The 26,512-nt window shown below is 69.4% G+C and carries 29 protein-coding genes and 2 pseudogenes; 12 read left to right on the top strand and 19 right to left on the bottom strand.

The genetic code is table 11. The annotated features are described in order from the left end of the window. Positions 1-121: 121 nt before the first annotated feature. Both ABZV44_RS16920 and ppgK read right to left on the bottom strand, forming a co-directional pair. Positions 122-1,564, bottom strand: a pseudogene (locus tag ABZV44_RS16920) (RNA polymerase sigma factor); the annotation flags it as partial. Between the two features lie 147 nt (positions 1,565-1,711). Then, positions 1,712-2,470, bottom strand: a complete 759-nt coding sequence (gene ppgK, locus ABZV44_RS16915; RefSeq protein WP_354836902.1) for a polyphosphate--glucose phosphotransferase — start codon at positions 2,468-2,470, stop codon at positions 1,712-1,714. Between the two features lie 227 nt (positions 2,471-2,697). On the opposite strand from ppgK, the gene ABZV44_RS16910 reads away from it, so the two are divergent. Further along, positions 2,698-3,567, top strand: coding sequence for an inositol monophosphatase family protein (locus ABZV44_RS16910; protein ID WP_354837084.1), 870 nt, complete (start codon positions 2,698-2,700; stop codon positions 3,565-3,567). 176 nt (positions 3,568-3,743) lie between these two features. Here ABZV44_RS16910 and cei read toward each other — a convergent pair whose 3' ends face one another. Next, the gene (cei, locus tag ABZV44_RS16905) at positions 3,744-4,421 is read right to left on the bottom strand and encodes an envelope integrity protein Cei (protein WP_354836900.1); all 678 of its coding nucleotides are present in this window, start codon (positions 4,419-4,421) and stop codon (positions 3,744-3,746) included. 436 nt (positions 4,422-4,857) lie between these two features. On the opposite strand from cei, the gene ABZV44_RS16900 reads away from it, so the two are divergent. Further along, entirely contained in the window at positions 4,858-5,160 is a 303-nt protein-coding gene (locus ABZV44_RS16900) for a DUF4193 domain-containing protein (protein ID WP_354836898.1), read from the top strand. Positions 5,161-5,294: 134 nt separating this feature from the next. On the opposite strand, the gene ABZV44_RS16895 is transcribed toward ABZV44_RS16900, so the two are convergent. Then, a complete protein-coding gene (locus tag ABZV44_RS16895; RefSeq protein WP_354837082.1) occupies positions 5,295-5,789 on the bottom strand; it encodes a DUF3093 domain-containing protein in 495 nt (164 codons plus the stop codon). A gap of 79 nt (positions 5,790-5,868) precedes the next feature. On the opposite strand from ABZV44_RS16895, the gene dut reads away from it, so the two are divergent. Then, positions 5,869-6,369 (top strand): dUTP diphosphatase, encoded by a 501-nt coding sequence (gene dut / locus ABZV44_RS16890; RefSeq protein WP_354836896.1) that lies wholly within the window; start codon positions 5,869-5,871, stop codon positions 6,367-6,369. A 2-nt stretch (positions 6,370-6,371) separates the two neighbouring features. Continuing rightward, entirely contained in the window at positions 6,372-7,226 is an 855-nt protein-coding gene (locus ABZV44_RS16885) for a DUF3710 domain-containing protein (RefSeq protein ID WP_354836894.1), read from the top strand. A gap of 183 nt (positions 7,227-7,409) precedes the next feature. Here ABZV44_RS16885 and ABZV44_RS16880 read toward each other — a convergent pair whose 3' ends face one another. Then, the gene (locus ABZV44_RS16880) at positions 7,410-8,126 is read right to left on the bottom strand and encodes an alpha/beta hydrolase (RefSeq protein WP_354836892.1); all 717 of its coding nucleotides are present in this window, start codon (positions 8,124-8,126) and stop codon (positions 7,410-7,412) included. A gap of 164 nt (positions 8,127-8,290) precedes the next feature. Between ABZV44_RS16880 and ABZV44_RS16875 the strand changes: the two genes are divergently transcribed. The 3 genes from ABZV44_RS16875 (at position 8,291) to ABZV44_RS16865 (ending at position 10,405) form a co-directional block, all read left to right on the top strand. Next, positions 8,291-8,683 (top strand): OB-fold nucleic acid binding domain-containing protein, encoded by a 393-nt coding sequence (locus ABZV44_RS16875; protein ID WP_354836890.1) that lies wholly within the window; start codon positions 8,291-8,293, stop codon positions 8,681-8,683. A 248-nt stretch (positions 8,684-8,931) separates the two neighbouring features. After that, entirely contained in the window at positions 8,932-9,528 is a 597-nt protein-coding gene (locus ABZV44_RS16870) for a DUF3159 domain-containing protein (protein ID WP_354837080.1), read from the top strand. A gap of 295 nt (positions 9,529-9,823) precedes the next feature. Next, entirely contained in the window at positions 9,824-10,405 is a 582-nt protein-coding gene (locus tag ABZV44_RS16865) for a sigma-70 family RNA polymerase sigma factor (protein WP_354836888.1), read from the top strand. A gap of 87 nt (positions 10,406-10,492) precedes the next feature. Here the strand turns inward: ABZV44_RS16865 and ABZV44_RS16860 are convergent, their stop codons facing one another. Next, positions 10,493-11,275: a TrkA family potassium uptake protein gene (locus ABZV44_RS16860; protein ID WP_354836886.1), complete on the bottom strand. Its 783-nt coding sequence runs from the start codon at positions 11,273-11,275 to the stop codon at positions 10,493-10,495. Further along, positions 11,202-11,867 carry a TrkA family potassium uptake protein gene (locus tag ABZV44_RS16855; protein ID WP_354836884.1) on the bottom strand — a complete coding sequence of 222 codons (666 nt, stop codon included), beginning with the start codon at positions 11,865-11,867 and terminating at the stop codon, positions 11,202-11,204. Before ABZV44_RS16855 ends, ABZV44_RS16860 begins: the two co-directional genes overlap by 74 nt. A gap of 213 nt (positions 11,868-12,080) precedes the next feature. On the opposite strand from ABZV44_RS16855, the gene ABZV44_RS16850 reads away from it, so the two are divergent. The 3 genes from ABZV44_RS16850 (at position 12,081) to ABZV44_RS16840 (ending at position 16,622) form a co-directional block, all read left to right on the top strand. Continuing rightward, complete coding sequence (locus ABZV44_RS16850; protein WP_354836882.1) at positions 12,081-14,069, top strand: APC family permease; 1,989 nt, start codon at positions 12,081-12,083, stop codon at positions 14,067-14,069. Continuing rightward, positions 14,066-15,664 carry a TRAM domain-containing protein gene (locus ABZV44_RS16845; protein ID WP_354836880.1) on the top strand — a complete coding sequence of 533 codons (1,599 nt, stop codon included), beginning with the start codon at positions 14,066-14,068 and terminating at the stop codon, positions 15,662-15,664. Before ABZV44_RS16850 ends, ABZV44_RS16845 begins: the two co-directional genes overlap by 4 nt. 148 nt (positions 15,665-15,812) lie before the next feature. Then, on the top strand, positions 15,813-16,622 hold the full coding sequence (locus tag ABZV44_RS16840) for a hypothetical protein (RefSeq protein WP_354836878.1): 810 nt from the start codon (positions 15,813-15,815) through the stop codon (positions 16,620-16,622). A 3-nt stretch (positions 16,623-16,625) separates the two neighbouring features. On the opposite strand, the gene ABZV44_RS16835 is transcribed toward ABZV44_RS16840, so the two are convergent. Both ABZV44_RS16835 and ABZV44_RS16830 read right to left on the bottom strand, forming a co-directional pair. After that, positions 16,626-17,312, bottom strand: coding sequence for an SIMPL domain-containing protein (locus tag ABZV44_RS16835; RefSeq protein WP_354836876.1), 687 nt, complete (start codon positions 17,310-17,312; stop codon positions 16,626-16,628). A 95-nt stretch (positions 17,313-17,407) separates the two neighbouring features. Continuing rightward, positions 17,408-18,007, bottom strand: a complete 600-nt coding sequence (locus ABZV44_RS16830; RefSeq protein WP_354836874.1) for a helix-turn-helix domain-containing protein — start codon at positions 18,005-18,007, stop codon at positions 17,408-17,410. Between the two features lie 94 nt (positions 18,008-18,101). Here ABZV44_RS16830 and ABZV44_RS16825 point away from each other — a divergent pair, with 94 nt between their 5' ends. Beyond that, positions 18,102-19,313, top strand: coding sequence for a pyridoxal phosphate-dependent aminotransferase (locus ABZV44_RS16825; RefSeq protein WP_354836872.1), 1,212 nt, complete (start codon positions 18,102-18,104; stop codon positions 19,311-19,313). Positions 19,314-19,316: 3 nt separating this feature from the next. Here the strand turns inward: ABZV44_RS16825 and ABZV44_RS16820 are convergent, their stop codons facing one another. The 9 genes from ABZV44_RS16820 to ABZV44_RS16780 all read right to left on the bottom strand — a co-directional run bounded on the left by ABZV44_RS16820 (position 19,317) and on the right by ABZV44_RS16780 (position 25,704). Continuing rightward, entirely contained in the window at positions 19,317-20,060 is a 744-nt protein-coding gene (locus ABZV44_RS16820) for a glucose 1-dehydrogenase (protein ID WP_354836870.1), read from the bottom strand. Continuing rightward, a complete protein-coding gene (locus ABZV44_RS16815) occupies positions 20,057-21,256 on the bottom strand; it encodes an NADH:flavin oxidoreductase (RefSeq protein WP_354836868.1) in 1,200 nt (399 codons plus the stop codon). The genes ABZV44_RS16820 and ABZV44_RS16815 overlap by 4 nt, the downstream gene beginning before the upstream one ends. Then, positions 21,253-21,828, bottom strand: a complete 576-nt coding sequence (locus ABZV44_RS16810) for a TetR family transcriptional regulator (protein ID WP_354836866.1) — start codon at positions 21,826-21,828, stop codon at positions 21,253-21,255. Before ABZV44_RS16810 ends, ABZV44_RS16815 begins: the two co-directional genes overlap by 4 nt. 134 nt (positions 21,829-21,962) lie before the next feature. After that, positions 21,963-22,310, bottom strand: coding sequence for a hypothetical protein (locus ABZV44_RS16805; RefSeq protein WP_354836864.1), 348 nt, complete (start codon positions 22,308-22,310; stop codon positions 21,963-21,965). Between the two features lie 54 nt (positions 22,311-22,364). Next, complete coding sequence (locus ABZV44_RS16800) at positions 22,365-22,940, bottom strand: GrpB family protein (protein ID WP_354837078.1); 576 nt, start codon at positions 22,938-22,940, stop codon at positions 22,365-22,367. Positions 22,941-22,972: 32 nt separating this feature from the next. Continuing rightward, positions 22,973-24,013, bottom strand: a complete 1,041-nt coding sequence (locus ABZV44_RS16795; protein WP_354836862.1) for a hypothetical protein — start codon at positions 24,011-24,013, stop codon at positions 22,973-22,975. A 68-nt stretch (positions 24,014-24,081) separates the two neighbouring features. Then, on the bottom strand, positions 24,082-24,255 hold the full coding sequence (locus tag ABZV44_RS16790) for a hypothetical protein (RefSeq protein WP_354836860.1): 174 nt from the start codon (positions 24,253-24,255) through the stop codon (positions 24,082-24,084). Positions 24,256-24,270: 15 nt separating this feature from the next. After that, positions 24,271-24,684 carry a DUF1707 domain-containing protein gene (locus tag ABZV44_RS16785; protein WP_354836859.1) on the bottom strand — a complete coding sequence of 138 codons (414 nt, stop codon included), beginning with the start codon at positions 24,682-24,684 and terminating at the stop codon, positions 24,271-24,273. 93 nt (positions 24,685-24,777) lie between these two features. Further along, complete coding sequence (locus ABZV44_RS16780; protein WP_354836857.1) at positions 24,778-25,704, bottom strand: LysR family transcriptional regulator; 927 nt, start codon at positions 25,702-25,704, stop codon at positions 24,778-24,780. A 159-nt stretch (positions 25,705-25,863) separates the two neighbouring features. Between ABZV44_RS16780 and ABZV44_RS16775 the strand changes: the two are divergent. After that, positions 25,864-25,977: pseudogene (locus ABZV44_RS16775) on the top strand (hypothetical protein); the annotation flags it as partial. A gap of 121 nt (positions 25,978-26,098) precedes the next feature. Here the strand turns inward: ABZV44_RS16775 and ABZV44_RS16770 are convergent. Continuing rightward, complete coding sequence (locus tag ABZV44_RS16770; RefSeq protein WP_354837102.1) at positions 26,099-26,425, bottom strand: hypothetical protein; 327 nt, start codon at positions 26,423-26,425, stop codon at positions 26,099-26,101. Positions 26,426-26,512 lie beyond the last annotated feature (87 nt).

Genomic DNA, 26,512 nt, shown 5'->3' with positions numbered 1-26,512 from the left:
GGGTTTGTTTTTTTTTTTTTTTTTTTTTTGGTGTTGTGTGTTGTTCTTGGCTGTGCTGGTGTTTCTTATGTTTTGGGCCCCCCCGCCCCCCCCCCCCCCCCCCCCCAAACTCGGGTGATCGCTAATCCAGATAGTCGCGCAGGACCTGGGAGCGGCTCGGGTGGCGGAGCTTGCTCATGGTCTTGGACTCGATTTGGCGGATGCGTTCGCGGGTGACGCCGTAGACCTGGCCGATTTCGTCCAGGGTTCGGGGCTGGCCATCCGTGAGGCCGAAGCGGAGGCGGACTACGCCCGCTTCGCGCTCCGACAAGGTCTCGAGGACCGACTGCAACTGGTCCTGGAGGAGGGTGAAGGAGACCGCGTCGACGGCGACTACGGCTTCGGAGTCTTCGATGAAGTCGCCGAGTTGGGAGTCGCCCTCGTCGCCGATGGTCTGGTCCAGGGAGATGGGCTCGCGCGCGTACTGCTGGATTTCCAGCACCTTCTCGGGCGTGATGTCCATTTCCTTGGCGAGCTCTTCGGGGGTGGGCTCGCGGCCCAGGTCCTGGAGGAGTTCGCGCTGGATGCGGCCGAGCTTGTTGATGACCTCGACCATGTGCACGGGGATGCGGATGGTGCGGGCCTGGTCGGCCATGGCTCGGGTGATGGCCTGGCGGATCCACCACGTCGCGTAGGTCGAGAACTTGTAACCCTTGGTGTAGTCGAACTTCTCGACCGCGCGGATGAGACCGAGGTTGCCCTCCTGGATCAGGTCCAGGAACGCCATGCCGCGGCCGGTGTAGCGCTTGGCGAGCGACACGACCAGTCGCAGGTTGGCTTCCAGCAGGTGGTTCTTGGCGCGGTTGCCGTCGCGCATGATCCACTGGAAGTCGCGGCGCGACTGCACCGGCAGCTTCTCGCCCTTCTCGGCGAACTCGCGCATCTTCTCCGTGGCGTAGAGGCCGGCCTCGATGCGCTTGGCGAGTTCGACCTCCTCCTCGGCGTTGAGCAGCGCGACCTTACCGATCTGCTTGAGGTAGGCGCGGACCGAGTCGGCGGAGGCGGTGAGCTCGGCGTCCTTGCGGGCCTGGCGCAGCGCCTCGGATTCCTCTTCGTCCCAGACGAAGTCACCGGAGGCCTTGTCCTTCTCCGACGGCTCGTCGGCCTCTTCGGCCTCCTCACCCTCGGGGGCGGGAGCGGCCGGGCCGGCCTCCCCTTCCTCGTCCTCTTCGACCTCGTCGACCAGGTCGTCCTCGTCGAGGTCGTCCTCGTCGATCTCGATGTCACCCAGGTCGTCGAGCTCCAGCGAATCGTCGTCGATGACCTCGTCGCCCTCAGCGCCTTCGGCGCCGGGCTCCGCGGCCTTCTTCGGCGAGGCCTTCTTCGCCGCCGTCTTCTTGGCGGTGGCCTTGGTCGCCTTCTTCGCCGCGGTCTTCTTGGCCGCGGTCTTCTTCGCCGCGACCTTCTTGGCCGGGGCCTTCTTCGCGGCAGCCTTCTTGACCGGCCGTGCTGCGGTGGTGTCTGCTGAGTCGGCGGCCTCGGCCGATTCGGCGGTCTCTCGGGTATTCGTGGCTACCACGTACGCCCTTTCGTGACGGTCTCGTGCGGCGTCACGCCAGAGTGGTGATCCGGCGGAGCGGTTCTGTCGGGGGGTAAACCGGCTCTCGTGCCGGTGTCGGTTTCCGGCCTACCGCCGGGCATGTGTTCCATTGTAACGATCGAACCAGCTTACTTACGGTGCGATCCCGGCTGACACCGCCATGGCTGCTCCGACGATGCCCGCGGTGTTGCGCAGCGCGGCAGGTACCACGGGGGTTCTGTTGGTGAGCAACGGAATCCACTCCTGGTAGTCGCGGCTGATGCCGCCGCCCGCGACGAACACGTTCGGCCAGAACAGGTTTTCCAAGGTGACCAGCACCTTGCTGACCTCCCGCGCCCACTCCGGGTAGGACATGCCGACCCGGTCCTTGACCGAGGCCGCGGCCCGGTGCTCGGCCTCGCGGCCGTCGACCTCCATGTGCCCGAGCTCGCTGTTGGGCACGAGCACGCCGTTGTACAGCACGGCCGATCCGATACCGGTGCCGAAGGTGAGCAGCACTACCAGCCCGTCGAGATCCTTTGCCGCGCCGTACCGGTCCTCGGCCATGCCCGCCGCGTCGGCGTCGTTGAGGACGGTCACCTCGCGACCGCCGAGCGCCACCGAGAACAGGTGCCGGGCGTCGATGCCGATCCAGGTCGGGTCGATATTGGCGGCCGTGCGGATCTGCCCGTGCAGCACCACGCTCGGCATGGTGATGCCGACCGGGCCCTCCCAACCGGACTGGGCGACGAGCTTGGCGACCGCCTCGGCGACCGCGTTCGGAGTGGCCGGATGCGGCGTCGCGATCTTGATGCGCTCATAGACCAGCTCGCCGGTCGCGAGATCGACCTCGGCGCCCTTCACACCGCTGCCGCCGATATCGATGCCGAACGCGCGTCCGGGATCGGACATGGACCACTCCTCGTTTTCCTGGGATGCCGGCGAGTCGAAGCCACCGGCCGATGACCGCTCGATCGACCTCCACCTTGTGTCGTGCACGACAAGCCTAATGCGCCGGATGCCGGATCTGTGCTGCGATGGTGCTCGTGCCGGAATCGAATTTCACTTCCACCGTCCCCGTCCCCGTCCCCGTCCCCGTCCCCGTCCCCGCCGCCGCCACGACCACCGACACGTCCGATATCGCCGAACTGCGCCGCGTCGCGGTGTATCTGGCCGAGACCGCCGCCGCGCACGTCCGCGCGCGCCGACCGCAGGTCTTCGGACCGGGGGCGCACGAGCAGGACGCCGTGCAGTCCAAGAGCACCCCCACCGACCCCGTCACCATCGTCGACACCGAGACCGAGCAGCTGGTCCGCAAACTGGTCGCCGAACTGCGCCCCGGCGACCGCGTGGTCGGCGAAGAGGACGGCGGCACCCTGGCCGACGACCCGGATCTGGTGCACTGGGTCGTCGATCCCATCGACGGCACCGTCAACTTCGTCTACGGCATCCCGTCCTATTCGGTGTCGGTGGGCGCGGTGCGCGGCGGCCGACCGGTCGCGGGCGCGGTCGCCGATGTCGCGCACGCGGTCACCTACAGCGCCGGGCTCGGCCTGGGTGCGCACCGCGCCGACTCCAGCGTGGACGGCACCGCCCCGGGAGGCGCGCCGATTGCCTTGCGCGCCAACCAGGTCGACGCGGTGTCCATGGCGCTCGTGGCCACCGGCTTCGCCTACGCCACCGAGCGCCGGATCCGTCAGGGTGAGCTGGTGGCGCAGGTGCTGCCGCACATTCGCGACATCCGCCGCTTCGGCTCGGCGGCGCTGGACCTGTGCGCCGTGGCCGAGGGCCGCACCGACGCCTATTACGAGCACGGCCTGAACCTGTGGGACTGGGCCGCGGGCGCGCTCATCGCCACCGAGGCGGGCGCACGCCTGATCCTGCCGCCCGCACCCGACTCGCCGGGCACCGCAGGCGATTTGGTGTCCGCCGCCGCCCCCGGCATCGGTGATGAACTGTTCGGTCTGTTCAGGCGTCTGGATGTCACCACCCCTATCCCGGTGCCGTGACAGAGGGCTGGACGACTACCGGGCACCCCTGACCGCCGGTCCGGACCGGGCAAAACGAATCGCCGCGATCGAAGGATCGCGGCGATTCGTGTTATCCGGTTCATATATTTGGTTGCGCCGGTTGGAGTTACGCGCCGGGTCTGCCGGTCAGAGCACACACCCCGCGAAAGAGATTCTCAGCACTTCGCGTGCCGCGCGGCCTCCAGCAGCTTGGGGTCGATGGCCGGCGCGGTGCCGGGCGTCGGGTTCTTCAGCGACTTCAGCACCTCCTCGGCATCGGTGTCGGGCCGGATATCGCGGAACAGCGAGCCCAGCACCATGTCCACGGTGTCGTCCTGGCGCTGATCCTCGATGAGCTCGGCGCACGGCACCACCAGCTGCACCGACGCCGCCGCGGGCCGGCCCTTCACGCCGAAACGGATCTGCCCGGTACATTCGAGGTCGCCGTTCACGTACACCGGATCGTTACCTATCTGCACGTCCGGTGCACTGGCGAAACCGCGGTCACCCAGCTCGGAGGCCACGTGCGCGGCCTGGCCGCGCTGGCCGTTTGCATTGAACACGCGCACCTTCGACTGGGCGAGGGCCGCGGGCTCCACATCCCGCAATCGTGAGGCCCCCACCCGCTCGCCGAGGGGGGCGGGCTGGGCCGCGGTCGTGCTCGAGGCGGGGCTGGGGGAGTTGCAGGCCATCGCACCCTGGTCACCCTCGCTCGTGGTCAGCGCCTTGAACCACACGCCGACGCAGATGAGAGCGATGACGCCCACCATGGCCGCCCAGGGCTCCCAGCGCCGCCGAATGAAGGACCGTCCGTCCGGATCGGTCGAGTTACCTTGGGTGATCAGTGAAACCACGCCCACACTCTACGAAAACGTCGCGATTGTCGTGTGAACGGCCACGGCAAGTCGGCCGCTGGGTGTGGCGGGGAGGTCTCGGACGCCGCCAGGAAGATCTCGAAGAGTTCCCTTGTCGGTGACGATTACCCCTCAGTTTCAACTCGCAGGGGTTTTGATTGCGACTTTTGTCCCGGGGTCCGCTATTGTCTGGCGGCCCAGATCGTACAACCCGGGTGAAACTGGGGTTCGATTTCGGGAACAACAAGGGCATGTCCTGCGTTGACCGAGCGCGATCCGGTGCGGATGAGGAGTATCCGGCTCGGATCTGTGACCGGTGTACGCGTGACGTACACCACGGGCGGGGCGGCATCCCTACCCGATCCGGCTCCTGCCAGGAGCCGGGCAGGAGGGTGCCGGTCCGGGATATACGGAGTAAGGACGAGGGGAAGACGACATGGCAACCGACTATGACGCACCGCGGCGCAATGAATCCGACGACGTATCGGAGGACTCGCTGGAGGAGCTGAAGGCTCGCCGCAACGAAGCCGCGTCCGCCGTCGTGGATATCGACGAATCCGATACCGCGGAATCGTTCGAGCTTCCCGGCGCGGACCTTTCCGAGGAAGTGCTCTCGGTCCGGGTCATCCCGAAGCAGGCGGACGAATTCACATGTTCGAGCTGCTTCCTGGTGCACCACCGCAGCCGACTGGCCACCGAGTCCGGCGGTCAGATGATCTGCATGGACTGCGCCGCGTAAGGCACGGTCCCGGAGCGCAATCCGTCAGCCCGCGCTCGGTCCGCCGAGCGCGGACCGGACGGGGCTGCGGAAAATCCCCTGTGCGAAGCAGGGCGGAAAGACCGCTTCGCAGCGGGGCGCGGAATCTCGATGAATCAGGACTGCTCGGCCGCGTTCTCGAGGCCGAGTGCGGTGATGATGCGTTCCGGACGACGCGTACTGACCAGCCAGTACGGCGTCGGATCATCCGGATCATCGAGCACGAGCAACACCATGGGCCCGATCCAGGCCCGATGCTGGACGAACGCGGCGGGGTCGAGCTGTCGGCCCAGCGCCGCGCTTTTCGCACTGGTCGGCACCGGTGCGGCGCGCTTGACGAAGGTCGCGGGCAGGTGCGCGCGATCGGTGCGCAGTTCCGGGACACCGGCATCGTCGAGGGCCACTTCCACGCGATGGCGGGAGAACCACAGCAGCACCCACACGGGCACCGGGAACAGCAGCACGTACGGCAGCCACGCCCGCACTCCCGGTGCGCCCATGTGGATTTCGGCTGCCAGCAGCCCCGTCACGACGAGCGCGACGGGCCACCACCACAGCGGCACCCAGAGGCGCTCGGTGTAGAGGGGCTCGGTCTGCTGTTTGGGATCCATGGTCACCTGAGGGGGCTGGTCGGACACGACCTCAGACTAGGTCAATGACCGAGAGGCGGAACGCGTAGGCTCGGCCTACGTGACCGGTATTCCACCTATTCCCCTGCTGCGGCTCGATCCCGGCATCCCCGTACCGACGCGTGCCCACGAGGGCGACGCCGGCGTGGACCTGTGCACCACCGAGGACGTCATCATCGAACCGGGGGAGCGGGTGCTCGTCGGCACCGGCATCGCGGTGGCGCTCCCGATCGGCACGGTCGGGCTGATCCACCCGCGGTCGGGCCTGGCGGCGAAGGCGGGACTGTCGGTTGTCAATACCCCCGGCACGGTCGATGCGGGCTACCGCGGTGAGATCAAGGTGTGCCTGATCAATCACGATCCGCGTACGGCCATCGAGCTCCGGCGGGGTGACCGCATCGCGCAGTTGCTGGTGCAGAAGGTCGAATTGGTGGACTTCGTCGAGGTCGAGGCGCTCGACGACACCACGCGCGGCGCAGGAGGATACGGATCCAGCGGTGGGCACGCCAGCCTGTCCGCGCAGTCCGGTGGGGCGGGTCAGGCGACCGGCAAGGAGGCATGACGATGGTGTTCAGACGCAAGAAGAACAAGGGCGGCGACAGAGACGACGCGTCGCAGTACGACGACGAGTACACCGAGTACGACGAGTACGCGGACGCGGACGACGAGACCGGCTACGCGGCAGACGAATTCGAGGAGTTCGACGAGCCCGCCGCCCGCGGCCCGGAGACCGGTCCCTACGACTACGAGGACGTCGCCGACCGGCTCGAGTCGATCGCCGAGCAGCGCCTGGATCTGGGCTCGGTCATCGTGCCGGTGCCGCCGGGCGGGCAGCTGCAGGTCGAGATGACCCCCGAAGGCGCGCCGCAGGCGGTGCACCTGGCCACCCAGCACGGCCGGATCACGGTGGCGGCCTACGCCGCTCCCAAGACCTCGGGCCAATGGCGTTCGGTGGCAGCCGATCTGGCCGAGACGTTGCGCAAGGACGGCGCGCAGGTGTCGGTGGTGCAGGGCCCGTGGGGTCGTGAGCTGCACGCCGTGACCCAGGGCGCGGATCTGCGCTTCATCGGCGTGGACGGCTACCGCTGGATGGTGCGCCTGGTCGCGGCCGGTCCGACCGGTGCGGCCGACGAGAACACCCCACTGGTGGCCGCGGCTCGCGCGGTCATGAGCGAGACCGTGGTGCGCCGCGGGGACGAGCCGCTGCCGGTGCGTGAACCGCTGCCGGTGGTCCTACCCCAGGAGCTGGCCGACCAGCTCGCCGCCGCCCACCAGCAGCAGCTGGCCGCCCAGCAGCAGGCCATGCAGGCCCAGATGGCCGCCATGCAGGGCGGCCCGGCCTTCCAGCCCGAGCAGGCGCCTACCGAACCGCGGCGTGGCGCGGAGGGCTCGGCCATGCAGCAGCTCGGCCTGAACTGACCGGACGGTCCGGACCGGTCTGCCCGGATTCGGCTGCACGACAAGCGAAACGGGGCTCCGCCACAGTGGCGGAGCCCCGTTTCGCTCTCGGCGCGATGAAGGTGCGCAGCGCGGTCACCGGACTGTGGTGAGCGCGACCCGCCGCGAGTCACGGACGGACGTCGTGGCGGGGACGGATTCCGGTCAGGGGGTCGGGATGCGGCGGGGCAGCAGGGCGTTGATACCCCGCGCGCCGAGGACCGACGGGTCCGCGCCCAGTTCGTCCAGGGTGATCGAGTGCAGCGTGGCGTGCGGGAGCAGCGTGGCCCAGCGTTCGGCCACGACGAACGGGTGGACGGGGTCGTCGATCGCGCCGATGACCTCGACGGGGGCGGTGACGGCGGCCAGGACCTCGGGTTCGGGCCAGCGGTAGGCCGCGGCCTCTTCCAGGGCGGCGGGCAGCTCGGGCCACTGGGAGGTCCAGGAGCGGGTGAGGGCCTCGGCCAGCCAGGCGGGGCTGGATTCGCGCATGCGGGTCAGGACGGCGTCGAGGCCGTCGGCGCGCAGCTGGGCGGCGGTGGCGGCGGCGCTCAGGGCGGCGGGGCAGCCGGTGGTGTCGGCGCCGGTCCAGGCGGGCAGGGCGGCGACCACGCCGTACACCGAGTCCGGGTGGTGCGCGGCCCAGTCGACGGCGACGGCCGCACCCAGCGAGATGCCCGCGATCAGCACCGGGCCCGAGCGCGCGGCGGCGTCCAGGGCGCTGCGGTAGCTGTCGATCACCCCGCGCGGGTCCGGGTCGACCGCCAGGAACGGCAGATCCAGTGCGGCGCAAGCGGATCCGAAGGCGCGGCGGGCGAAATGGGCGTCGGAGCCGGTTCCGGGCAGGGCGACGGCGACCGCCGGACGTGGTAGATCGGGCACCGATCGAGAGTACTGGTGACCGGCGTGCGTGGCGGGTGCAGGCCGTCCCATCTACAGTGGCGGAGGTACGGCCACAGGCGGCCGGATGGCAAACCGCCGGGCGCCGTGGAAGGAACGAACGACGTGAGACCCACGCCGTCGAGCTCTACAGGAGAGCGTGCGAGATGCCATCCGCGGGTGGGAAGGACACCCCGTCGGGCTATTTCCGGCGGCTCGGCCGGCGCCTGACAGAGGACCTGGATCGTTTGGATGCCGAGGAGCTCGCCGAGACGTCGGAGGCGTCGGGCGCGTGCCGGGCATCGGAGTGCCGGCGCGGTGAGGAAGTCACCATGCTGGGCCGGCTCCGCAGTGTCGAGGCCTGTCCCAAATCGGCGGGCGCTGAGGTGGAAGCCGAGTTCTTCGACGGCACCGACAGTGTGGCGCTGGTTTTCATCGGGCGGCGTCGCATCCCGGGAATCGAGCCGGGCCGTCGTATCCTGGTCCGCGGCCGGGTCGGCGAACGCGACGGCGGCAAGGTCATCTACAACCCCTACTACGAACTCCGCGGGAACTCCTGACACTCATGCCTAACCCCACCAGCAACGGCGACCAGGGCCGTGATCGCACCGAGTCCTTCGGCGCGCCAGCCCCGTTCGATCCGCCCACGGTCCAGCTCAATGCCGTCTCGGGCGACGAACCGCCACTGCGCATGGACCACGCGCTGCTGGACGAGGACATGCAGGCGCTGGTCGACGCCGAGCGCGCCGCCCGGGACGCCGCCGACGACGAGGGCGAGCAGGAACCCGAACAGACGCTGCTCGAGCAGATGGGCGGCCTCAGCGGCCTGATCTACTCCTCGCTGCCGGTGCTGGTGTTCGTGCCGGTGAACTCGCTGCGCGGGCTGACCGCCGCCATCTGGGCGTCGCTGGGCGTGGCCGCGGCGATCCTGGTGTGGCGCCTGGTGCGTCGCGGTCCGATCCAGCCGGCCATCTCGGGCTTCCTCGGGGTGGGCGTGTGCGCGTTCATCGCCTACCGGATGGGGGAGGCCAAGGGCTTCTTCCTGTTCGGCATCTACGCCAGCCTGGTCTACGGCGGTGTGTTCCTGATGTCGCTGGTGGTGCGCTGGCCGTTGGCGGGCGTGATCTGGGGTGCGCTCAACGGGCACGGCACCGAGTGGCGGTCGGACAAGCGCGTCATGCGGCTCTACGACATCGCGACCGCGGTGTGGGCGGTGGTGTTCGTGGCCCGCTACCTGGTGCAGAACTACCTCTACGACGCCAACAGCACCGGTCTGCTGGCCGTGGCGCGCATCGCCATGGGCTGGCCGCTGACCGCCGTGGCGGCACTGGTGACCTTCTGGGCGGTGCGCAAGGCGGGCCATCTGCCCTCCTCGTCCGCCAAAGCCCCGGAATCCGCGGGCTAGACAACCGCCCGATCGGGTCCTTATCGCGCTAAATGTCCAGGGCGCAACACCTTCGGCGCCATTGGGGGACGGAAGGGGGTGACCAACCCACCCCTGGGGTACCTATTTCGGCGGGCTCCCGGCGAGCACGATCTTTCTCAGAAGCTCTCAGCAGCTCATCGGAGAAAGGATCGCGGAGTTGGTTACCGACGGCAAGGCAGTGGCAGCGCAGGACCGGGGCGAGGGGCTCGGGACCGCGGTGCAGACGGCAGCCTCGCGCCGGCACCCGGCGGGGCGGGGAGGCAAAGCAGGAAGTGTGGCGTCATCGGAGTCCCGGCGCGCCGCAGCGGAATTGGAGAAGCTGATCGGCCCGGCCGCCGCCGGTGACCGGGAGGCGGTCTCGGAGATTCTCAAGATCGTGTATCCGCTGGTGCGCCGCTACTGCGCGGCACGGATGGGCGGCGCGGGTCACCTGCAGGTGACCGCGGACGATGTGGCGCAGGAGGTCTGCCTGGCGACGGTGCAGGCCATCCCGCGCTACCGGGATCAGGGCAAATCGTTCCTGGCATTCGTCTACGGCATCTCGGCGAACAAGGTGGCCGACTCGTTCCGGCGGGCGCAGCAGCACCCGGCCTACCCGGTCGCGGAGTTCCCGGACGCGCCGATGAACGAGGCGGGACCCGAGGAGCGGGCACTGGCGATGGAAACCCGACGGGCGGCACGCGATCTCATGCAGGTGCTGTCCTCGACCCACCGTGAGGTGCTGGTCATGCGGATCGTGCTGGGGTGGACGGCGGCGGAGACCGCCGAGGCCATCGGCACCAGCCCGGGCGTGGTGCGGGTCATGCAGCATCGCGCGCTGAACCGGCTGCGCGCCGAACTGCGGGTGGCGTCCTGACGGTTCGGTGTGGACAACGGCGAGTGGGCCGGGCGCAGGGGGTGCGCCCGGCCCACTGTTGTGTCCGGATCCGTGGTCGGCGCGCGGTCAGGCCGGGGCGTCGCCCGTGCTGTTGAAACTGTTGACGCCGAGCGCTTTGCGCAGCTCGTCCTCGGCTTCGACGGAGGCGACGAACAGCAGTTCGTCCTCGCCTTCCAGGGGGTCGTCGGCCTGCGGGACGATGACGCGGCCCCCGCGCAGGATGGTGACCAGCGCGGCGTCGCGGGGCAGGGCGAGGGTGCGAACGGCCTTGCCCGCCAAGGGGGTGTCGGTGGGCAGGGTGATCTCGACCAGGTTGGCCTGACCCTGGCGCAGTGTCATCAGCCGGACCAGGTCGCCCACCGAGACGGCCTCCTCGACCAGCGAGGCGAGCAGGCGCGGGGTGGAGACGGCGACGTCCACCCCCCAGGACGAGTCGAACAGCCACTCGTTGCGGGGGTCGTTGACGCGGGCCACCACGCGCCCCGCGCCGAACTCGGTCTTGGCCAGCAGGCTGAACACCAGGTTCACCTTGTCGTCACCGGTGGCGGCGATGACCACGTCGTAGGTTTCCAGCCCGGCCTCCTCGAGGGTTTCGAGTTCGCAGGCGTCGGCGTGGGTCCAGACCGCGGTGGGCGCGTTGGTCGGGTCGATGTGGTCGAGGCGGCGTTCCAGCAGCATGACCTGGTGGCCGGCGCGTAGGAGTTCCTGGGCGATGGAGCGGCCGACGGCTCCGGCGCCGGCGATGGCTACCTTCATGCTCGAGCTTCTTTCACGATCAGTCCTCGCTCGCGGGGGGATTGGCGGCCAGTGCGACGGCCTCGCCGACGCTGCCGGAGGTGGCGGCGACATAGACCAGGTCGTCGGCCTGCAGCATGGACTTGCCATTGGGCAGTACGCCCTGTCCGAAGCGGATGATGAAGGCCACGCGCGCGCCGATGGCGTCCTCGAGCGCGTGGACCGAACGCCCGTACCAGTTCTCGTGGAGCACGAGTTCGGTGACCGCGACGGTGCCGGTGGGGTCGCGCCAGGTAGTGGTGGACTGGTCGGCGACCAGGCTGCGCAGGAAGCGGTCGGTGGTCCAGGGCACGGTGGCGATGGTGGGTATGCCCAGGCGCTCGTACACCGCGGCGCGCTTGGCGTCGTAGATGCGGGCCACCACGCGCTCCACGCCGAACGTCTCGCGGGCCACGCGGGCGGAGATGATGTTGGAGTTGTCACCGGAGGACACCGCGGCGAAGGCCCCGGCGCGCTCGATTCCGGCACGGGTCAAGACATCTCGATCGAAGCCGACGCCGGTGATGCACAGCCCCGGGAAGTCGCGGCCCAGCCGCAGGAAGGCACTCGAGTTCTGATCGATCACCGCGACCTCGTGGCCGATGCGGACGAGAGCGCGGGCGAGCGAGGAGCCGACCCGCCCACACCCCATGATCACGACGTACACCGTACGAACCCCATTCCCGAAAACCGTGGTGTGCGGTCTGGTTGCTTGCTCGGGTCGCAACCGTACCGTTCGAGTTTCACTGCGGGCACTTTCCCCCTCCGGAAGGCGTTCAAACCGGAACCGGGAAAACCTCACAACCCGCACCCGTCACCCTACGACTGTGAGGTTGCGCCCCGAACACGGTCGCTCGCGCACTGCCTTATGCTGCCTGGAGTGTCGAAGTTGACGACGGCCGCCAAGCGCATGCTGGTCGGCCGCCCATTCCGCAGCGATTCTCTCGGGCATACGCTGCTGCCCAAGCGGATCGCGCTCCCGGTGTTCGCCTCGGACGCGTTGTCCTCGGTGGCATACGCGCCGGAGGAGATCTTCCTGGTGCTGTCGGTGTCCGGACTGTCGGCCTACGCCTACGCGCCGTGGGTCGGTCTGGCGGTCGCACTGGTGATGGCCGTGGTGGTTGCCAGCTACCGCCAGAACGTGCATGCCTACCCTTCCGGCGGCGGCGACTACGAGGTCGCGACCAAGAACATCGGTCCCACCGCCGGATTGACCGTCGGCAGCGCGCTGCTGGTGGACTACGTGCTCACGGTGGCGGTGTCGATTTCGTCGGCGGCCTCCAATATCGGGTCGGCGGTGCCGTTCGTCGCCACCCACAAGGTGTTGTTCGCGGTCTCCGCGATCGTGATCCTCACCGCGATCAATCTGCGCGGCGTGCGCGAATCCGGCACGGCCTTCGCGATTCCCACCTACGCCTTCATGATCGGCATGTTCATCATGCTCATCTGGGGTTTCACCCGGCTCGGACTGGGGCAGACCGTGCACGCCGAATCGTACGGTTTCGGTCTGAAGGCCGAGGACGAGCATTTGTTCGGGCTGGCGTTCGTGTTCCTCATCGCACGCGCGTTCTCCTCCGGTTGTGCGGCGCTGACCGGTGTCGAGGCGATCAGCAATGGCGTGCCCGCGTTCCGCAAACCCAAGTCCCGCAATGCCGCGACCACCCTGCTGCTGCTCGGCTGCATCGCGGTGACGCTTTTCATGGGCATGATCGTGCTCACTCAGAAGGTCGGCATCGTGTACGCGCACAACACCGACGACCTGATCGGCGCACCCGCCGGATACGAGCAGAAGACGCTGGTGGCGCAGCTCGCGGGCGCGGTGTTCTCGGGATTCCCGGCCGGCTTCTACTTCATCACCATCGTCACCGCGCTGATCCTGGTGCTGGCGGCCAATACCGCCTTCAATGGCTTCCCGGTGCTGGGTTCGATTCTGGCGCAGGACCGTTTCCTGCCGCGGCAGCTGCACACTCGTGGTGATCGGCTGGCGTTCAGCAACGGCATCCTGTTCCTGGCGGGCGCGGCCATCGCCTTCGTGGTGTTGTTCGGCGCCGAGGTGACGCGCCTGATCCAGCTCTACATCGTGGGCGTGTTCGTGTCGTTCGTGCTGAGTCAGACCGGCATGCTGCGGCACTGGACGCGACTGCTGCGCACCGAGACCGATCCGGCGGTGCGGGCGCGGATGAAGCGGTCGCGGGTGATCAACGCGATCGGTCTCACCATGACCGCGACCGTGCTGCTGATCGTGCTGGTCACCAAGTTCCTGGCGGGGGCGTGGATCGCCATCGTCACCATGGCGGCCATCTTCGGGCTGATGAAACTCATTCGCCGCCACTACGACACGGTGTCGCGGGAGCTGGACGAGTCCGAATGGGACGGCGTGCTGCCCAGCCGCACGCACTCCATCGTGCTGGTGTCCAAGCTGCACCTGCCCACCAAGCGCGCCCTGGCCTACGCCCGCGCCACCCGGCCCGACACGCTCGAGGCCATCACGGTGAACGTCGACGAGCCCGACACCCGGGCGCTGGTGCGGGAGTGGGAGCGCAGCGATATCGTGGTGCCGCTCAAGGTGATCGAGTCTCCGTATCGTGAGATCACCAAGCCGGTGGTGGATTACGTGAAGCGGGTCCGCAAGGACTCCCCGCGCGACGTGGTGACCGTGTTCATTCCCGAATACGTGGTCGGCCACTGGTGGGAGCAGTTGCTGCACAACCAGAGCGCGCTGCGGCTGAAGGGCCGGCTGCTGTTCGAGCCCGGCGTCATGGTGACGAGCGTGCCCTGGCAGCTGTCGTCCTCGGCGGGCCGGGCCCGTCCCGGCCGGGTGGTCAATGCCCCCGGTTCGGTGCGTCGCGGATTCGGAGACGAGGCATGAGCGCCGGATCGGATTGGTACGGAGAGGTCTTCGAGGTCCGTCTGGGCCCGCCCGGCCACGGCGGCTTCTGTGTGGCCCGCCACGAGGGCCGCGTGCTGTTCGTGCGCCACGGCCTGCCCGGTGAACTGGTCCGCGCTCTCGTCACCGAGGACCGCGGCGGCTCCTTCTGCCGCGCCGACGCCATCGAGATCCTCGACGCCTCGCCCGACCGCGTCCCCGCCACCTGTCCGGTCTCCGGTCCCGGCGGTGCGGGCTGCTGCGACTTCACCTTCGCCACCCCCGCGGCCCAGCGCGAACTCAAACGCCAGGTCGTCGCCGAGCAGCTGCGCCGCCTCGCCGACTGGGAACCGGACTTCGCCGTCGAACCGATCCCGGCACCGCCCGGATTGGCGATCGGTGTGGCACCAGGAACGTCGCCCGGTGCACCGATCCCGGAGCCCGGCCATCCCGGGCGGCTCGGCAGCGTGACGACCGACCTCGGCTCGACCCTGCTCGGCGGTCGCGGCGAGCCCGCCGCGCCGGCCCCGCGCCCGACCCCGGGCGCGAACGTCCCGCCGGGTCGAATCGGCGGGGTGTCGACGCCCTCGGCGCGTGCGCTCATCGCCCGCCCCGGTGCCGGGGAAACGCCGCAGGGCGGCGAGCCTTCGGTGGGGTCGTACACCGCCGGATGGCGGAGCCGGGTGCGCCTGGTGGTGGACGCGGAGGGGCGGGCCGGGGTGCACCGGTATCGGAGCACCGAGGTGATCGCGGATCTGCGGTGCCCGCAGCCGGTGGCGGGGGCCATGACGGGGATCGGCGAGCGGGTGTGGACGCCCGGGGCGGATCTCGTTGTGGTCGTGGACGGGGACGGGGTGCGGCACGTCGTCGAACTGGCTCCGGCCGGGGCGGCGGCGGGCGGTGCGCGCGGGCGTCGTGAAAGAGGCGGTGGGGCAGGGGATTCCGGTCGGCGTGGCGGAGGTGATCGGCGCAGTACCGCCGCGCGGCGGGCGGCGGCGCACAGTGCGCGGACCGAGCGCGTGGTGGATGGCAGCGGCCGGGCGGTGCAGTACGTGGGCGAGCGGCGGTGGGAGCTGTCGGCAACCGGGTTCTGGCAGCCGCATTACGGTGCGGCGCAGTGCTATTCGGATGTGGTGGCGGAGTGGGCGGACTGCGCGCCCGGGGCGCTGGTCTGGGACCTGTACTGCGGCGTCGGCGTGTTCGCCGCGCGGCTGGCGGAACAGGTCGGGGTGACCGGGATGGTGCACGGTGTCGAGTTCGCCCGCACCGCGGTCGCCGAGGGGCGTGCCGCGCTGCGGGATCTGCCGTGGGTGGACCTGACCGCCGAGCGCGTCGAGCGGTGGATTCACGAACAGCGTGATCCCGCACCGGATGTCGTCGTGCTCGACCCGCCGCGCGCGGGCGCGGGCAAGGACGTGATCAATGCGCTGGGTGAGCGTTCGCCGCGGCGCATCATCCACATCGGTTGCGACCCCGCCGCTTTCGCCCGGGATATCGGTCTCTACCGCGCCGTCGGCTACCAGCCGGTGGATCTGCGCGTCTTCGACGCTTTCCCCGGCACCCACCACGTCGAGTGCATCGCGGTCCTGGAACGCTGACCAGGTCCTTCGAGATCGGGGAGCTGTCCCTGCGGAATGTCGCCCGACGCTCCGCACCGACAGCTTCCCGATCTCGGTGTCGGCGGGCCGGGGTCGCGGGGGATGGGTTGGGGCGCGGGCGGTTTGGGGGTGCGCCAAGATGTTGCCCATGACTACGTTGTCGGATCCGACTGTGGCGTCGGTGGTGGAGCTGATCTATGGGGATCAGTCGCGGTTCCACTCGCTCGAGGCATTGCTGCTGGGGGTGGATCTCAAGCGGCCGGAGTACGGCGTCGAGTTGTGGGTGAACGCCGACAGCTACTGGGGGCGGTTGGTGACGCCGGTGTACGGGGCGCGGCTGGCGGCGCTGGGCGGGAACGCTGAGGCGGATCGGGCGCTGCTGGATCTGGTCGAGGTGACGGTGGCGCGGTTCCTGCAGGGAGAGTCCCTGGCGCGCAAGAGCCTTCCGGGGTGGATGCCGGCGCTGCGCACGGCGCTGCTCGAGGACGGCTACCGGATGAAGATCGACCGGGTGATCGGTACGGGGCCGGAGGCGAGCGTGCGATGTCGCCTGAAACCCACGGCGCGGCTGCCGGTGCGGCTGGCCGCGCAGGTGGCGTTGCTGGAGACCGAGCTCGAGGTGCGCGGTCAGCAGACGGCGCTGGATCACCTGCGGCACGCGGTGAAACACTATGAGCGGGGCCGGTTCCCGGCGTGCGAGAAGCGGCTGCGTTCGGCGTTGCAGCAGGTGGCGGCGTATGCCGCCGGGACCGGTGATCCGGACGGCGGCCGCAATGTGCGGCACCTGGTGGACACCGGGCGTCTCACCATCGCGCAGGGTACGCGGCTGCTGCACGATCTGCGCGGAATGGTCGTCGAGGACCCGTTCCCTCATCGAAACCGGGCGGACGCCAGCCGGTTTCGCATTCAGCTCACCGCCGTGCGCGCCGGTTCCCTGCTGGCGCAGGTCGAGCTCTGAGACTCAGGCCAGCTGCCAGGTGATCCGGACGCTGGTGGACAGTTCGCTCTCGCCGAGCTCGACCGGCACCGCGCCACCCGGAGCGGCCATCTTGCTGGCGGCGAACGCGATTCGCGGCGTGGGCGCGGGACCGGAGACGTCCTCGGTGATCTCGAGCACCGGTCCCAGCCGGCGGCCCGCCCGGAACACGTACTGTTCGGCCTTGCCCAGTGCGTGGTCCCAGGCGGCGTCGCGGGCGCGGACCATCAGGCTCTCCTCGTCGGTGACGGTCAGCGTCAGCCCGCCCAGGCGCACATCGTCGCCGCCCGCGTCGACCGCGTGCGCGATGATCGCGGCGGGCCCGCCGTCGGTGGCGGGTTTCGCCTCCCCGCCGGGTCCGGCGATCTCGCGCAGCGTGACCGTCAGCGCGGTGCCGGCGATATAGCCGACCAGCTTCTCCCGATTCCCTTCGGTCCATACGGTTTCCGCGCGCACCGTGAGCCCGCTGGTCGTGATGTCGCGACCCGCCACGCCGTCCGCGCGCAGCGACGAGATCACCGCGTCGGCGTGTTCCCCGGCCCGCGCGTAGGCGGCGGCCACGGTGTCGGCGCGCGTCTCGACAGCGATCGCCACCCGCATGATGTCCGGCGTGGCACTGGCACTCCCCGAGCCGACGATCGTGATCGTGCCGGTGGCGCTCTCGCTGGTCACGTATTCCTCCTCGATCGATGCGGGCACAACCCAGCCGATGCTACCGATGGCCGCCGACCACCTGCCGCCACCGCGTCGACGAGGGGTGCCGCGGTTCAGGCGACCGGTTGCCCGGTTCCGGTCGCCTGGTCGAGGGTCGCGGCGAGCGAGCGGGCGCCGGTGGCGATCTCGCTCGCCGCGGCCAGCTCCAGCCGGATCTCCAGGTCCGGTGCGGCGGCCGGGCCGTCGTGATGGGTGAGGCCGGATTCGGTGATCACGTAGTGGAAGGCGGTGTCGCCGATGCGGACCGTGACAGTGCCGGCGGGCACCAGCTCGGCCACGGCATGTCCGAGGGGGAGTGCGAACCAGTGCGCTCGTACGGCGTCGGTCGCGCGCTGTTCGCCGAGTTGTGCCGCGCCCCAGGCCGACAGCGAGTCCAGCACCGGCCGCAGTGCCGCGCCGGAGTCGGTGAGTTCGTAGACCGCGGTTCCGGCGCGGGGGCCGACGCGGCGCTTGGTGAGAATCCCGTCACGCTCGAGGTCCTTGAGCCGGGCGGCCAGCACATCGGTGCTGATGCCGGGCAGGTCGGCGAACAGATCGCTGTATCGGCGCGGGCCCGAACACAATTCGCGGACCACCAGCAGGTTCCACCGGTCGCCGACGATGTCGAGGGCGCGGCTGACGGTGCAGTAGTGGTCGTAGCTTCGGCGTGTCACGATCCCACTCTAACCAACAGCTTGGAAATACCAAGTGCAAACTTGGAATTTCCAAGTAGAGTGTGCGGCAACCACACCGAGAAGGGGTCGTTTGATGCAGGTGAAGCAGTCGAGCAAGCTGGCGGGCGTGTCCTACGAGATCCGCGGGCCGGTCGCCGAGCACGCCGCACGGCTGGAGGCGGAAGGGCATCACGTCGTGAAGCTCAACACCGGCAACCCGCTGACCTTCGGCTTCGAGGCGCCCGCCGAACTGCTTCAGGACATGGTCCGCAATCTGCCGCAGTCCAGCGGCTACTCCACCTCCAAGGGTCTGCTCTCGGCGCGGCGCGCGGTGGTGCAGTACTACCAGACCCTCGGACTCTCCGAGGTCGACGTCGAACAGGTCTTCCTGGGCAACGGCGTCTCAGAGCTCATCATGATGGCCATGACCGCGCTGCTGGAGAACGGCGACGAAGTCCTGGTTCCCGCACCGGATTTCCCGCTCTGGACCGCCGCCACCGCGCTCAACGGCGGCCGGCCCGTGCACTACATCTGTGACGAGGGCTCGGACTGGATGCCGGATCTGGCCGATATCGAGTCCAAGATCACCGACCGCACCCGGGCGCTGGTCATCATCAACCCGAACAACCCCACGGGCGCGGTGTATTCGCCCGAGGTGGTGCGCCAGATGCTGGAGATCGCGCGCCGCCACAACCTGGTGGTGTTCTCCGACGAGATCTACGACAAGATCCTCTACGACGGCCTGACCCACACCGCGACCGCCGCGCTGGCCCCGGATCTGTTGTGCCTCACCTTCTCCGGGCTCTCCAAGTCCTACCGCGCCGCAGGCTTCCGCGGTGGCTGGCTGGTGGTATCGGGCCCGATCGAGCACGCCGAGAACTACCTCGAGGGCCTGACCATGCTGGCGGGTCTCCGGCTGTGCGCGAATGTTCCTGCGCAGCAGGCGATTCAGGCCGCGCTCGGCGGACACCAGAGCATCTACGACCTCACCCTGCCCGGCGGCCGCCTGTGCGAGCAGCGCGACCGCGCGTGGGAGGCGCTCAACGCCATCCCGGGCATCTCGTGCGTGAAGCCCCGGGGCGCGCTGTACGCCTTCCCGCGCATCGACCTCGACATGTACCGGATCCACGACGACGAGCAGTTCGTGCTGGATCTGCTGCTGCGCGAGAAGATCCACATCGTGCAGGGCACCGGCTTCAATTGGCCGCGCCCCGACCACTTCCGGATCGTGACGCTGCCGCATGCCGATGAGCTCGAGGCCATCATCGAGCGCATCGGACGTTTCCTGGCGACCTACAAGCAGTAGGTCTCAGACCGGGCGGCCCGCCGTCATACCGCCGTCGACGACGAACTCGGCGCCATTGCAATAGCTGGATTCCTGGCTCGCGAGGAACACCACGAGCGCCGTGACCTCTTCGGGCACACCGAGGCGGGCCAGGGGGTTCGCGTCGCGATCGGTGGTCGTGCCCTCGGGCACGCCGATCATCGGCGTCATGATCCCGCCCGGGTGAACGGAATTCACCCGCACCCCGTGCGGGGCGAGTTCGAGCGCCGCGGACTTGGTGAGCCCGCGCACCCCGAATTTCGAGGCGGTGTAGGCGTGCGCGCCCGGCACGCCCTGGATTCCGGCAGCGGAGGAGATGTTCACCACCGCCGCGGGCCTGGCCGCCACCAGGGCGTCGCGGGCGGCGGTCAGACCGAGGAAGGGGCCGGTGAGGTTGATGGACAGGGCACGCTGCCACTGCTCCTCGGTGTAGGTGCCGAGCGGCCCGAAGTCGAGGATGCCGGCATTGTTGACCAGCACGTCGAGCTTGCCGAAGCGTTCGACCGCGGTGTCCACGGCCGTGCGCCAGTCCTCGGCCTTGGTGACATCGAGGTGGACGTACTCTGCGGCGGCGCCGAGTTCGGCGGCCAGTTTCGCGCCCGCCTCGTCGGAGATGTCGCCGATGAGCACCGAGGCGCCCTCGGCGACGAACGCCCGCGCGTGCGAGGCCCCCATTCCCGATGCCGCGCCGCTGATCAGCGCCACCCGCCCGTCGAGTCGTCCGCTCATGCCCGCTGCCTTCCGTCGAGATCGATGATGGTCCGCTCCGGCCGGAACACGCAGCGGGTGGTGGTGTAGATGGTGGGCATGCACTTGTTGCAGTGCACGCAGGCCGACCGGGTGGCCGCGTCGGCCTGGATGCGCTGCAACAGATTCGGCTCGCGCAGCAGTGCCCGGCCCATGGCGACGAACTCGAATCCCTCGGTCATGGCCAGGTTCATGGTGTCGAGATTGGTGATGCCGCCCAGCAGGATCAGCGGCATGGACAGTTCGCGGCGGAACTGGCGGGCCCGCTCCAGCAGATACGCCTCCTGGTAGGGGTACTCCTTGAGGAAGGCACGCCCGGCCAGTTTGAAACCCATGCGCGCCGGGCCGGGCAGTACCTCGGCGAACTCCTTGCGCGGCGCGTCGCCGTGGAACAGCAGCATGGGGTTGAGAAGTGAACTGCCCGCGGTCAATTCGAGGGCGTCGAGCGCGCCGTCGGCCTCCAGCCAGGCGGCTACCTGGATGCTCTCGGGGACCGTGAGCCCGCCGCGGCGGCCGTCCTCCATGTTCAGTTTGGCGGTCACCGCCAGCCGGTCGCCCACGGCATCCCGTACAGCGCAGGCGATTTCGCGTGCCAGCCGGGCCCGGTTGGCGAGCGTGCCGCCCCACTTGTCGTGGCGGCGGTTGAGCAGCGGGCTCAGGAACGAGCTGACCAGATAGTTGTGGCCGAAATGGATTTCGACCGCATCGAATCCGGCCTGCTCGGCCAGCAGCGCCGCATTCGCGTGTGCCGCAATGAGTTCGCGGATCTCGGAGTCGCCGGGCACGTGCATGGCCTGCATGCTCAGCGGGCTGAACATACGGCTCGGCGCGAGCGCGGGGGCGCGGTTGGAGGCGGCGTTGGCGACCGGTCCGGCGTGCCCGATCTGGGCGCTGGCGGCCGCGCCCTCGGCGTGCACCGCGTCGGTGAGCTCACGCAGTCCGGGAACGGCTTCGGGCCGCATCCAGATCTGGTGCCGGTCGGTGCGGCCGCCCGGCGCGATCGCGCAGTAGGCGACGGTGGTCATGCCCACCCCGCCCGCGGCGACCTCGCGGTGGAAGTCGATGAGTTGGGGGGTGACCAGTACATCGGGGGTGCGTCCCTCGAAGGTGGCGGCCTTGATCACCCGGTTGCGCAGGGTGATCGGGCCGAGTTTCGCCGGTGCGAAGATCTCGTTCATGGTTGTTCTCCCGGTGCCGTGAGTCCGGCCACCACGAAGTTCCGCAGGGCCGTCAATGCCGGTTCGGGCATCCCGTGATCCTCGATCTCGGGAGTGCCGAACCGCATGATGATCAGGTCGAAGGCCAGCATCCAGCGCCGTCCCGCTTCGCCGGCCCGCAGTTCGGGCAGCAGCGGGGTCCAGGAATCCATCCGGAACCACGGCCCCTGCCACGAGGTCTGATGCCGGCCCAGCACGAAGCGGGCCAGCAGCCGGAGATGCAGGCGGCCCAGCGGATCCGCGGCCAGCTGCTGGAACGGCGCGAGGATGGTGTCCACCACCGCGGGCACCGAATCCCGCCCGCCCGCGGCCCGCCCCAGCCCCTCCTCCCACAGCGGCCCGAGCCGGGCCTCGATGAGGGCGGCGACCAGGGCCTCCTTGGATCCGAAGTGGTAGTGCACCGCCGCGGGATTGGCTCCCGCCGCCGCGCACACAGCACGCACCGATACCTCGTCATAGGGCTCGGTCAGCAGTAGCTGCTCGGCCGCCGCGAGCAGCCGTTCCCGCGTTCCCGCGGACACTTTCTCGACCATGGCAAGCAGTGAAACACGGTTCAATCAGTAATTCAATCATTGATTGAAAATTGCCGTTCTGGGCCGGGTCTACGTTGTGGGCCCGGTCTATTGGAAGTGGCGGCAGCACCACCGCGCCGCGCGGCAGTGAGTGGTCACTCGCTCTGCGACCAGGCCGCGACCGGCAGGGTCAAGTAGACGCCGATATGCGCGTCGACGAACTTCTCGATATCGGCGAGCAGCTGGTCACAGCGCTCCTGCCGGTTCTCGGCCCGGCTCGCGAAGTACTTCGACCGGACCTCGATGACCACATCCATCCCCGACCGATCGAACTTGCCCAGCGGATGGAAGCGGATCTCGACATCCCCCGGCTGCAGGTCGCCGTCGTAGGGCTCCTCCGGGCATTCGACGGCGAGGGACACCAGGTGCGGCAGCCATTTGCCCAGCTCACGCAGCACGGTCTCGGGAAGCTCCGGTTTGTAGGTCACCTCGACGAGGGGCATCCGGTCAGTGTATTAGCCGAGGCAAGGACCGCCGGGCCCCGGCGGCGGTACGCGCTAGCGGGCGGGGAGGGCGCGGGCGATGATCTCCTCGATGACCGCGCTCTTGGCGTTGGAGTAGTGCTGGACGTACTTCCACTGTCGTTGCGCCAGTTCGCGTTTGGTCCGTTCGTAGTGGACACGGTCGGCCGTGTGGGTGTGGAGCCGATCACGGAAGGCGAGGACTCGCTCGATCTCGGCGTCGCCGAGGCCGGGGGAGAACACGTGGAGGTTGACGTCGTGCGGCGCACCGTCTTCCACACGGCGGACGAGGCAGCGGTGCTCGTACCAGTCGGGTTCGCGTACGCGCAGGGCGTATCCGGCGGCTTCCAGGGCGGACACGTAAGCCGGTTCGTCGGCGGTGTCCGCGACCACGAGCAGGATGTCGATGACCGGCTTGGCGGCGAGGCCGGGCACCGAGGTGGATCCGGTGTGCTCGAGCCGTAAAACCTTCGGCCCCAAGGCCGTTCGGATCGTCCGGGCGTCGTCGGCGTACCAGGACGGCCAGTCGGGGTTGGGGTCCTCGAGGACCACCGGCACCGCGTAGGGCGTCAGCTCGCCGACGAACGCGGCGGAGATCTCGTCGTCGTCCATGATGGCCACGACCCGAGCCTAATCGGCGCGGGTCAGGAGGTGCGGAGACTGGCGATCACCTGCGCGGCCCGGTCGGCGGCCAGCTCGCCCTGGGTACCGCGGTCGGCCAGGATGGCCAGCACCAGCAGCGCCTTGTTCGGGCCGGAGAACGCGAAGGTGTAGATCGAGTAGCTGGTCGTGGTGCAGCCCGGCGCGCCCGGCTGCCAGCTGCCGGAGGTCTCGACCCGCTGACCGGTGATGCCGCTGGCGGTGGTGACCGCGTCCGGCGCGCCCTGGTTGCCGCCGGACGCGTCCGAATAGCCGCTCTCCGCCGAGATTCTCGCCACCTTGACGGCCGCGGCCGCGGGATCGCTGCCGTCGACGTGGGCGACGAAGGCGAGGGTCCGATACGCCGAGCCCGCGCAGTAGTCGTTGCCCTCGGTGGACTTGGCGTGCCCGATGACCGAGCCGTCGGTCCCGGTCTGCACGGTGATATCGGTGGGCTCGGCGATCGTCCACCCGGCGGGCACGTCGTAGCTGATACCCAGGGCCGGGGCGACCACGGTGGTGCCGCCGGGCTTGGGTGCGCCGGACCGGGACGGCCCGGTGGTGGACGGCCCGCCCGAGGGCGCGGCGGTCGTGCCGGACGCGGCGGTGGTGCCGCTGCCGGCGGAGTCCCGGGTCAGCGCGTACGCCGCGATACCGCCGCCGGCCAGCATGATGACCGCGGCCAGCGCGGCGAGGATCGGCAGGGTGCGACGGGGCCCGCCGCCGGGTGCGGATGGCGGTGCGTAGCCCGGAATAGGTTGCTGCCCCGCATAATTCGGGACGGAATGCTGCCCGGTGACGTACGGGTGGTGCTGTCCGGTGACGTACTGGGGCTGCTGGCCGGTGATGTACTGGGGCTGCTGGCCGGTGATGTACTGCGGGGGCGCGGGCTGGTACCCCGGCGGTAGTCGCGCGGCGAAGCCGAGATATTCGGCCGGCTGCGGTGCCTCGCCCGGGGAACCCCAGTCCTGTTGTCCCGCATCGGGATAGCCCCAGCCCTGTGGCCCGCCGTGGGGGTTCGCCCAGTGATCATTGTTGTCGGTCACGTGTTTTCACCCTCCGGCCGCACCGAGCCGCCTCGGCTTGGTCGAAGCCCGACCCTATCGGGTGTGTCCTAACCTTGCGACGTGGGCGCGTCCGGGCCGGGATCCGGCCGGGCCGGGGACACCCGGATCACCCCGGCGTCCAGATCGAGGCTGACCGTGGGCCGGTGGCCCTCGCCGGTGCCGTCCTCGCTGCCCTCGTCCTGCAGCTTCTTGCCGGGGAACAGTTCGCCTATGACGCCCACGAATTCACCCTAGCCTCACATGCGGTGGTAGCGCGGACCGCGATACCCGTACCGTCGGCGTGCGAAGACGAAGAACAGCACCGGGAACAGGAAGAACGGGAAGAAATGGGTGGTCACCGCGAACGCGATCATGAACATCAGCAGCACGGCCGCACCGATCGGGGCCAGCGGCAGCGGGCGGCCCGGGGCGGGCGGCGGGGCCGGGATCTGCGGCGCGGGCGGTTGCGGCCGGGGCAGGTCGTCGAACAGCACCGCCAGCTCGCCCGCGGTCTTGGCCGCGTATGCCCGGCCCACCCGCTCGTCGTATTCCGCGACGTCGAGCCGGCCGGCGGCGAAATGCTCGCCCAGTGCGGCGGCGGCCTGCTCGCGTTCCGCGGTGCCGACGCGGACGGTGGACGGTCCGTAGACCGCGGGATCGAAATCGGTCATGACAATCCACCTCGGGGGAGGGAAGCAATCTCGTTGTCCGCCAGCGTAGGCGCGTTCGCGGCGGCGCGCCTGCACGCCTTTGCGTAATCCCGGCTACGCCTGCCGACGTAGGCCCGCCGCGGGCTGTCCGGCGGCCAGCCCGGCGAATTCGTCGACCTTGGGATGGTCGGTGTCGGTGCGCCACACCAGCCGGACCCGTGCGTCGGGCAGGCCGGTGAGCGGGACGAATGCCACCTCCGGATGGGTGAAGTAGGTGGGCATGGCGGTGGTGGTGGCGAAGACGGCGTTGTTGTGGGCGACCGCGGTGAGCATCTCGGGTTCGGTGCGCGCGGGCGCGACCCGCGGGATGGGCCGCCCGCGCGGGGTGGTGGCCGGCGGCCAGAAGGCGCGCGCGAATTCGGGCGCGACATCCGGATGCGGTCCGATCACCCGCAATTCGGCCAGATCCTCGACGTCGATGCTGTCGCGGGTGGCCCACGGATGGCTGCGGGCGATGGCCAGCAGCCGCGGGAACACGCCCACCTCCGGCCCGACGGTCAGGCCGAGCTGCTCGACCGGGGCCCGGCAGATCTGGATGTCCACCTCGCCGCGCCGCAGCGGGCCGAAGATGTCGGTCCACGCCAGCTGGGTCAGCGTGATCTGGCATTCCGGATGGCGGGCCCGGAATCCGGTCAGTGCGGTGTCCAGGGTGGACGCGTAGGGCCCGAGGAATCCGATGCGCAGACCCCGTGCCGCGGTGCGGGTTTCGGCGAAGGCCCGCTGCAGCTCCTGGAAGGCCGGGCGCGCGCGGCCCAGCAGATGCTCGCCCAGCGGATTGAGGGTGACCCGGCGGCTGGTGCGCTCCACCAGCCGGCGGCCGACGCGGCGCTCCAGGCTGCGGATCAGCTGGCTGACCCGGGGCTGGGACAGTCCGAGGCGGTCGGCGGTCCGGCCGAAGTGCAGTTCTTCGGCGAGGACCACGAACGCTTCCAGTTCGGCCGGGTCGACGCGGGGTTCTCGAGGCGAGTCTTCGATCAGCATTTCTTATCGATCTTCGCGGATTTCGGCGTTGATGGCTATCCGACACGTGACGGATGCTGAGCCGGTGAGTGATCGCGTCGCTTGCCGCGGTCACCGAGATGGGCGGCATCGTCATGCGCACCCGACACCGGCGAACACCCGACGCTGAGGAAAACCCCTGTGCCGCATTTGAAGAGCCTGCGCGAGTTCATCGAGGCGCTCGATGCCATCGGTGAGGTCCAGCACATCGACACCGAGGTCGACTGGAATCTGGAGATCGGCGCGATCATTCGCCGCTCCTACGATCTGCGGCCGCCCGATCAAGGGCAGCTTCGAGAACGGCTGGCCCGCGGAGATCCAGCAGCGCGTCCTGGATCGCTGGCAGGAGTACGGCTACCGCTGATCGCGGGAACGACTACGGGCGGCATCGTGCGACCGGACGAGGGGTGTCGGACGAGCCTCGGTCCGAGGCGGGTCGGATGCCGCCGTGCGCCGGCCGCGCGCACGGCGGCATCGGCCTGCGTACAGGCGGCGCCCGCCAGGCGTTCCAGCAGTGCCGGCTCGAGACCACGCGGCCCAGTGTCGCGTTCTGATCGACCAGGGCCACACGGCAACCCGCGGCGGCCAGCTCGCACTGGAGGTCGTCGAGCATGCGGATGGCGATCCGGCTCACATCACCGACCTCGCGCAGATCCAGGACCAGGGCCTCGAGTTCGCCCGCGATCAGCCAGGGGCAGCGCATAGGTGATGGGGTTGAGATCGACCGAATCGTGAAGGCGGCGTCCAGGTCTCCGCTGCCCTAGACCGGCCCGTCCGCGGTAGCCGGGCA

Origin of the sequence: Nocardia sp. NPDC004860, assembly GCF_040609015.1 — a bacterium.
In the GTDB taxonomy this organism is placed as follows: domain Bacteria; phylum Actinomycetota; class Actinomycetes; order Mycobacteriales; family Mycobacteriaceae; genus Nocardia.
This window is presented reverse-complemented; position numbering and strand designations above follow the sequence as displayed.

What these genes read in the sequence shown, in the direction of transcription:
- ppgK (WP_354836902.1), bottom strand. Translation starts at nt 2,470, where the DNA reads ATGTCCGATCCCGGACGCGCGTTCGGCATCGATATCGGCGGCAGCGGT.
- ABZV44_RS16900 (WP_354836898.1), top strand. Translation starts at nt 4,858, where the DNA reads ATGGCAACCGACTATGACGCACCGCGGCGCAATGAATCCGACGACGTA.
- ABZV44_RS16895 (WP_354837082.1), bottom strand. Translation starts at nt 5,789, where the DNA reads ATGGATCCCAAACAGCAGACCGAGCCCCTCTACACCGAGCGCCTCTGG.
- ABZV44_RS16885 (WP_354836894.1), top strand. Translation starts at nt 6,372, where the DNA reads ATGGTGTTCAGACGCAAGAAGAACAAGGGCGGCGACAGAGACGACGCG.
- ABZV44_RS16875 (WP_354836890.1), top strand. Translation starts at nt 8,291, where the DNA reads ATGCCATCCGCGGGTGGGAAGGACACCCCGTCGGGCTATTTCCGGCGG.
- ABZV44_RS16870 (WP_354837080.1), top strand. Translation starts at nt 8,932, where the DNA reads ATGGGCGGCCTCAGCGGCCTGATCTACTCCTCGCTGCCGGTGCTGGTG.
- ABZV44_RS16860 (WP_354836886.1), bottom strand. Translation starts at nt 11,275, where the DNA reads ATGTCGCCGCCACCTCCGGCAGCGTCGGCGAGGCCGTCGCACTGGCCG.
- ABZV44_RS16845 (WP_354836880.1), top strand. Translation starts at nt 14,066, where the DNA reads ATGAGCGCCGGATCGGATTGGTACGGAGAGGTCTTCGAGGTCCGTCTG.
- ABZV44_RS16840 (WP_354836878.1), top strand. Translation starts at nt 15,813, where the DNA reads ATGACTACGTTGTCGGATCCGACTGTGGCGTCGGTGGTGGAGCTGATC.
- ABZV44_RS16825 (WP_354836872.1), top strand. Translation starts at nt 18,102, where the DNA reads ATGCAGGTGAAGCAGTCGAGCAAGCTGGCGGGCGTGTCCTACGAGATC.
- ABZV44_RS16820 (WP_354836870.1), bottom strand. Translation starts at nt 20,060, where the DNA reads ATGAGCGGACGACTCGACGGGCGGGTGGCGCTGATCAGCGGCGCGGCA.
- ABZV44_RS16815 (WP_354836868.1), bottom strand. Translation starts at nt 21,256, where the DNA reads ATGAACGAGATCTTCGCACCGGCGAAACTCGGCCCGATCACCCTGCGC.
- ABZV44_RS16810 (WP_354836866.1), bottom strand. Translation starts at nt 21,828, where the DNA reads ATGGTCGAGAAAGTGTCCGCGGGAACGCGGGAACGGCTGCTCGCGGCG.
- ABZV44_RS16805 (WP_354836864.1), bottom strand. Translation starts at nt 22,310, where the DNA reads ATGCCCCTCGTCGAGGTGACCTACAAACCGGAGCTTCCCGAGACCGTG.
- ABZV44_RS16800 (WP_354837078.1), bottom strand. Translation starts at nt 22,940, where the DNA reads ATGGACGACGACGAGATCTCCGCCGCGTTCGTCGGCGAGCTGACGCCC.
- ABZV44_RS16785 (WP_354836859.1), bottom strand. Translation starts at nt 24,684, where the DNA reads ATGACCGATTTCGATCCCGCGGTCTACGGACCGTCCACCGTCCGCGTC.
- ABZV44_RS16780 (WP_354836857.1), bottom strand. Translation starts at nt 25,704, where the DNA reads ATGCTGATCGAAGACTCGCCTCGAGAACCCCGCGTCGACCCGGCCGAA.
- ABZV44_RS16770 (WP_354837102.1), bottom strand. Translation starts at nt 26,425, where the DNA reads ATGCGCTGCCCCTGGCTGATCGCGGGCGAACTCGAGGCCCTGGTCCTG.